The following is a 5,699-nucleotide window of genomic DNA, read 5'->3' on the forward strand; positions in this document are numbered from 1 at the left end:
TGAGATTGATGCTGTCCCGATTGTCGCCGCTGGGATGGGACCGCATCAATCTCACCGGCGATTATATCTGGTCCGAGAGCCTCGACCTCGATGCCGATGGCCTCATGCCGCTGCTCATCAAGCCGCTACCGTGAATCTGTGTCCGAATAATGTACAGAGGCCGACAAGGGTATGTATTTCCAACTTCGCACCGGCGTTGCTGACCTCAACAATCCCGATTTCGCCATCATCGACACATGGTCCGAGCCGAACAATCGCCTCGACACGAAGCTCAACACCAAGTCCGCTGCAACCTTTGGCGGTGAGCTGGGCTATGATTTCGGCGGCGTCCGCGTCGGCCTCGAACTGGCCTATCAGCGCAACAAGGTGAAGGGCATCACGCTCAAGAGCCTGAACGGCACCGCGATCACGGCCGAGGACCTCTCCGATGTTGTCGAAGGTCTTGGCGAACTCGACATTATCAGCGTCGATGATTTGGACGGCGTTGACATTAACGGCACCACGATCAGCGCGACCAACGGCTCCGTCGCTAAGCTGCGCCAGCTCGCCGTGATGGCGAATGTCACCTACGATATTCCGCTCGGCGGCAACACGTTCAAGCCCTATGTCGGCGTGGGCCTCGGCGCGGTCGGCTCACACCTCAAGGCGCTGGGCGAGGATGACGGCTCGGTTCGCTTCGCATGGCAGCTCCGCGCCGGTGCAGCCGTGAAGGTGACGAAGGGCATCGATCTGACCGCCGATTACACCTATCGTCAGACCGGCAGCGGCAAGCTGAACTTCGGGGACGAGGACGTGGAATATCGCCTCGGTAAAACCAAGGCTTCGCTGTTTCAGGTCGGTCTGCGCTTTACGCTCTGATCCGCGACCCTCTCAAATCGCGATAAGTGAGAAACCCTCCTGCTCTGCGGGAGGGTTTTTTCTTGGCTATACGATCCGATCATATGCGACCGAATCATATATGATCGGATCGTATATCGCCGTCACAAGCTCATGCCCCGGTCGCGTTGCAGGATCAGCTCCCGCTCACCGATGAGCTGACCCACGGCGCGCGCCATTTTCGGTTCACGCTGGATCTGCTCGATATAAAGATCCTTGGTGTGCTGGTTGGCCCCGTTATAGGCGTCCACCGCCTTGCGGAGCGCTTCCGGGGTCGCCTTCCAGTCGCTGTTATGGTCGCCATAGCCATGCGCGCCCGCCTCGCGCTTCCCGGCGATGGTATTGAACTTCTCGGCCACCCGCTCGCGTTCCCGCACCTGCTGGCGCTCCTGCGCTTCCTGACGGGCGCGATCGGCGGCTAGACGCTCCTGCGCTTCGCGGGCGAGTTGCACCTCGGCCGCCTCGCGCCGATCGCGCTCGACCGCACCGCTCAAGCTGGCCGCAACATCGTGCAGCCTGCCCGCGATCCGCTGCCCCATGTCTCGCAGCCATTCCGTCCCGCGCTCGATATACTGGCGCAGGCCGGCCCGCTCGACGACGCCGGCGTTGTGCTGACCTACCGCCGTCACCGGCTCATAGGCCCGCCCTTCCCGCGCGGCCACCTGCTCGGCCCGCCGCTCCATCGCCGTCGCACTCGGCCCCATATGCACGGTGGGTTCCTGCTCGATCCCCTGCCGCTGGTGACTGCGATGGTCCACCCGGTCGGGGACGTTCGCCAGTTCCAGCGCCCGATTCTGCATCTCGGCCCATCGTTCCCGCCACCGCTCGACCTCGCCGCTCTGCTTCTGGTCCAGCTCGCGCGTCTTTTCCCCCAGCCCCTCAGGGCCAAGGCGGCGCGTCGTCGTCAACAGGTGGGCATGGTGATTGCGCTGGTCGCCCTCGCGACCAGGTGCATGGATCGACACGTCCACCGCCACCCCATGCCGCTCGCTGATTTCCCGCGCGAGGCCCAAGGCCAGCTCCCGGCGCTCGTCGGCCGACAGCTCGACGGGCAGCGCGATTTCATATTCCCGCGCCACGGTCGCGTTCTTGCGCGTCTCCGCCAGCTCGGCCGCGTTCCATAGCCGCTCGCGGTCGGCCGCCCACTCCGGCGCGTCGGTCGGCAACATCAGCTCGCTATGCTCGACGCCCTGCTTGCGGGTGTAATCGTGGACGAGGCCGGTGCGCTCGTCCGTGATTTCGACGCCCGCACGATAGGCTGCCGCCGCCGTCGCGCTGCGACCGGCGGAACGGCCTATCGCCTTCACCGCAAGATGGAAACTCGCCATCGCCGCGCCCTACCTTGCCATGCGGGAGCATGGCGCGGGCGATAGCCCGCTGGGGTGGAGGGGTATCCCCTCCCGCACGCAAACGCAAGTTTGCATAAGTGCGCCCTTCCTCTCTTTCGTTCAGTCGGGTCCGGTGCTATCAATATCACTCAGCGAAAGGATTGTGCATGGCCGCTCCGACGCCAGAGGCTATCGAAAACGCCCGCCGCAAGGTCGAACAGGCCAAGGCCCGGTTGCAGGCATTGGAAGCGCGCGCCGCCACCCTGAACCGCAAACAGGACGCCCGCCGCAAGATCATCCTCGGCGGCCTGCTCCTCGATGCCGCGATGAAAGACCCCGCATGGGAATCCCGCCTCAATGACCTGATGGGCCGGATCAGCCGCGATCAGGATCGCAAGGCGTTCGATGGCTGGACCTTCAAGGGCGGCCCCGCCGATGCCTGACCCGTTAGACCCCGCTGAGTTCGACGCCCCGCCCCCTGCCGATCCCGGCGCGGATTATCGCGTCCTGCTCGATGCGATGCGGCAGGCCGGGGCCGATGGGATCGCGCAGCAGTCGGCCGCGCTGGTCCAGCGGATCGAGCAGGACGCCCGCCAGCGCCTCGAATGGGGGCAACGGATGGGAACGGCGGTCGATGATCTCCAGCGCGTGGCGGGGCAGCTCCAGCGGGTCAGTGCCGGGATATGGTGGGACCGGCTGAAGGAATGGCTCTCGGCCGCCCTGATCGGGCTGGGCCTGATCTTCGCCGCGGCCCTCGCCTACCAGTGGGCGAAGGAACCCAAGATTGAACAGCGGCTATACGGCTGCACCGCACGATGGGACGCCAAAACAGGCAAGTGCAAAGGCGACTGGGTGCCGTTGCAGGCAAGGGAATGACCGACGCCCTTCAAATCAGCCCGACGACAAGGAGCAAGGCGCGGTCCACGGCCTTCATCCGCTCATCGTCAAGCCGCCCGAAAGGCTTGCTGATTTTCGAGCGGGGCAGGGTCGAGAGCTTGTCCACCATCACCTGCGAGAGCACACGCAACCCATTGGCGTTGTCCGGCTCGACGGTGATGCGAAAGGCAGCGTCGCGCACGGCGCTGGTGATCGGGCAGATCACGAGGCTTTCCAGCTCGGCCAAAAGATTCGACTGCACAATGAGGGCCGGGCGAGGCTTGCCGTAGTCACCTTGCAACGAAACCGCGACAATATCGCCTCGCTTCACTGCCAGCCCTCGACCTGCGCCGCCGCTTCCTCGACAAACCGCAGCGCGTCCAGCTCCGCCGGGTCGCCCTTCAACTTCAAGCATTGCTGGCGCACACGCTCCGCGAAGTCAGCCCCGCGCGTGTCGGGAACCCAGAATTGGACGGGCCGAAACCCCGCCGCACGCATCCGCTGGCGGTGCCGATCTACCTTGTCAGCCCTTTGCTTGATCGCGGCCATGTGAATCTCCATAGGTATCATGCTAAGTTACATGATACCTCTTTGACTGCTCCCCCGCAAGTTCCTTCACTCCGATTTGCCTCTGGCGTCCCGCAGGGGCGCCGCCGAGCCTTTGGATGGCACAAAAGCCACCCCCAAGCGCCTCCCTGCGTCCTACGGGCCGGAAATCGCCTCCTACACCCCCTGATAGCCCGTAGGAACTTTGCCGTAGGAACTGCCCTTTGCGGGAATATGCGACCGTATGAGCTGGGCGTCTCCAACCCATAACGCGCGCCGCGATTAGCGGCGCTCATTGTTCACTTTTTGTTCCTATCTAAAGGGGCTGCTTCGCCAGCGCTTAGGTCCGCGCTTGCACCCCCTTTAGATCATATAGAAGGGCGAGATTTTTTATTGCGTAATTTCAATGTGTTGGCGGGGGGGGGTAGCCAGTAGCTGATTGGCTAGGGGTAGCCAGTAGCTGATTGGCTAGGGTCTGTCGATTTTCACCAATTTATTGTCGATAATTGACGTTGATTTTTGATAATTTTCTGGCGATAATCGGACATAGATTGACTGCCCCTAGCCAATCTATGTCCGATTTCTCGACACTGGAGTCACACCCCTGTGACAGATACGCGCACCTTGCCCGCCACCAAGCCTCAGCCTAGCCGATGGGTCCAGACTGACCGTGCATCGCATGAGGCTTGGGCGCGCTTAAGCGCATCAAACCCCAAGGCTGGGGCCTTACTACATCTGCTTGCCGCTCGGGTCGGAGATAATAATGCTGTTGTAGTAAGTCACAAGACATTAGCAGAATTGCTAGGGGTTAGATCAATTACAACTATTAAGACAGCAATAACTGCACTTGTTTCTGGAAATTGGATTGAAGTCAGGCGGATTGGTGAAAACGGCACTGTCAACGCATATGTGTTGAACGATAGAGTTGTTTGGTCTGGACCACGTGAAGGGCTAAGATACAGCCTATTTTCTGCAACTGTCGTCGTCTCCGACAGCGAACAGCCGGACCGCGATACTTTGGGCAAGCAAGAACCACTACGCCGCCTTCCCCCGATAGGTGAGCGTCAGCTACCGCACGGCGACGGACTTCCCCCTCCTTCGCAACCGTTCCTAGATGGAATTGAGCCTGATCTGCCCGCCACCGAACAGCAGAACCTCGATCCGGCGATGCAAGAGGAACTATCCCAGCTCGTCATCGGCCTAGGAAACAGGCTCCGCGCGCCCGATGCCTCTCCCCCTGACGATGCAACCGATATATAGATACTATACAGGCCGACTTAACAGCGAGTGACATCATGGGTATCACCCTAAGAGAAGCATCCGAAAAGGTCGGTGTCACCCGCCAAACGCTCATGAAGGCGATCAAGACAGGCCGGGTTTCCGCCGAAAAATCCGATAACGGCGAATGGCGCATTGAACCTGTCGAGCTATTTCGTGTCTGGCCCCCTGTAAATGGGGTGCAGCAACCTTTACAGCCTAACATAACAGGCAGTGACACCCCCGGTTTACAGGCTGAAAACAGGCTGTTGCGGGAGCAGGTTGCCGAACTGCGTGAAGAACGGAACGCTTGGCGGGAGCAAGCCCAACGGCTCGCCCTCACCGATCAGCGCGCTGTCTCGCAGCCCAGCTCCCGCCCCGGCTTCTGGTCGCGCCTGTTCGGCCGCCAGGGCGACAGCCCTAGCGGATAGTGATGAATCCATTGAGAAAATTGTTGCGGTTTCGCAACATATTAGAAAAAACTCAGTTGACCTCAAAATATTTCTTGTATTTTTTAGTTTAGCAGTTACCCCCCCCCCCCCCGCTAGGGTCGCGAAAATTAGTCATGTTTCGTGTTTACTTAGGGGGTTTATTAATGAAGAAGATTATTACTTGCGCCGTTCTTGCGTCTGCCGCTCTTGCTACGCCTGCTTTCGCGCAGGATGAAGCCGACAAGGCCCCTGTGCATTATTCGGCCACAGATTCACGGTAGGCGAGCTTGAGGGACGTCGGCGCCAGCTTCTCTGCCAGGGATTGCGCTACGTAAGCCGTCGCGGCCACACAAAAAGGCCGGCACAACGGCCGGCCATAGTTTTA

Annotated in this window: 7 protein-coding genes; 4 read left to right on the forward strand and 3 right to left on the reverse strand. The window is 60.8% G+C overall.

Annotation, left to right across the window (positions count from 1 at the left end; genetic code table 11):
* The first annotated feature begins 171 nt into the window (after positions 1-171).
* Positions 172-858 (forward strand): outer membrane protein, encoded by a 687-nt coding sequence (locus tag B5X82_RS25760; RefSeq protein ID WP_020820097.1) that lies wholly within the window; start codon positions 172-174, stop codon positions 856-858.
* Positions 859-980: 122 nt separating this feature from the next.
* Here B5X82_RS25760 and mobQ read toward each other — a convergent pair whose 3' ends face one another.
* On the reverse strand, positions 981-2,204 hold the full coding sequence (mobQ, locus tag B5X82_RS25765) for a MobQ family relaxase (RefSeq protein WP_013044869.1): 1,224 nt from the start codon (positions 2,202-2,204) through the stop codon (positions 981-983).
* Between the two features lie 167 nt (positions 2,205-2,371).
* On the opposite strand from mobQ, the gene B5X82_RS25770 reads away from it, so the two are divergent.
* Both B5X82_RS25770 and B5X82_RS25775 read left to right on the forward strand, forming a co-directional pair.
* Positions 2,372-2,647, forward strand: a complete 276-nt coding sequence (locus tag B5X82_RS25770) for a hypothetical protein (RefSeq protein WP_013044870.1) — start codon at positions 2,372-2,374, stop codon at positions 2,645-2,647.
* Positions 2,640-3,080 carry a hypothetical protein gene (locus tag B5X82_RS25775; protein ID WP_013044871.1) on the forward strand — a complete coding sequence of 147 codons (441 nt, stop codon included), beginning with the start codon at positions 2,640-2,642 and terminating at the stop codon, positions 3,078-3,080. Before B5X82_RS25770 ends, B5X82_RS25775 begins: the two co-directional genes overlap by 8 nt.
* Positions 3,081-3,090: 10 nt before the next feature.
* On the opposite strand, the gene B5X82_RS25780 is transcribed toward B5X82_RS25775, so the two are convergent.
* A complete protein-coding gene (locus B5X82_RS25780; protein ID WP_013044872.1) occupies positions 3,091-3,411 on the reverse strand; it encodes a type II toxin-antitoxin system PemK/MazF family toxin in 321 nt (106 codons plus the stop codon).
* Positions 3,408-3,629 carry an antitoxin MazE family protein gene (locus tag B5X82_RS25785; RefSeq protein ID WP_013044873.1) on the reverse strand — a complete coding sequence of 74 codons (222 nt, stop codon included), beginning with the start codon at positions 3,627-3,629 and terminating at the stop codon, positions 3,408-3,410. Before B5X82_RS25785 ends, B5X82_RS25780 begins: the two co-directional genes overlap by 4 nt.
* 1,292 nt (positions 3,630-4,921) lie before the next feature.
* On the opposite strand from B5X82_RS25785, the gene B5X82_RS25795 reads away from it, so the two are divergent.
* Positions 4,922-5,314 carry a hypothetical protein gene (locus tag B5X82_RS25795; RefSeq protein ID WP_013044867.1) on the forward strand — a complete coding sequence of 131 codons (393 nt, stop codon included), beginning with the start codon at positions 4,922-4,924 and terminating at the stop codon, positions 5,312-5,314.
* Positions 5,315-5,699: the final 385 nt, after the last annotated feature.

Origin of the sequence: Rhizorhabdus histidinilytica (assembly GCF_900167915.1) — a bacterium.
GTDB lineage: Bacteria > Pseudomonadota > Alphaproteobacteria > Sphingomonadales > Sphingomonadaceae > Rhizorhabdus > Rhizorhabdus histidinilytica.

Bases quoted from the DNA above. Each gene is read 5' to 3' on its own strand.
- B5X82_RS25760 (WP_020820097.1), top strand. From the start codon at position 172: ATGTATTTCCAACTTCGCACCGGCGTTGCTGACCTCAACAATCCCGAT.
- mobQ (WP_013044869.1), bottom strand. From the start codon at position 2,204: ATGGCGAGTTTCCATCTTGCGGTGAAGGCGATAGGCCGTTCCGCCGGT.
- B5X82_RS25770 (WP_013044870.1), top strand. From the start codon at position 2,372: ATGGCCGCTCCGACGCCAGAGGCTATCGAAAACGCCCGCCGCAAGGTC.
- B5X82_RS25775 (WP_013044871.1), top strand. From the start codon at position 2,640: ATGCCTGACCCGTTAGACCCCGCTGAGTTCGACGCCCCGCCCCCTGCC.
- B5X82_RS25785 (WP_013044873.1), bottom strand. From the start codon at position 3,629: ATGGCCGCGATCAAGCAAAGGGCTGACAAGGTAGATCGGCACCGCCAG.
- B5X82_RS25795 (WP_013044867.1), top strand. From the start codon at position 4,922: ATGGGTATCACCCTAAGAGAAGCATCCGAAAAGGTCGGTGTCACCCGC.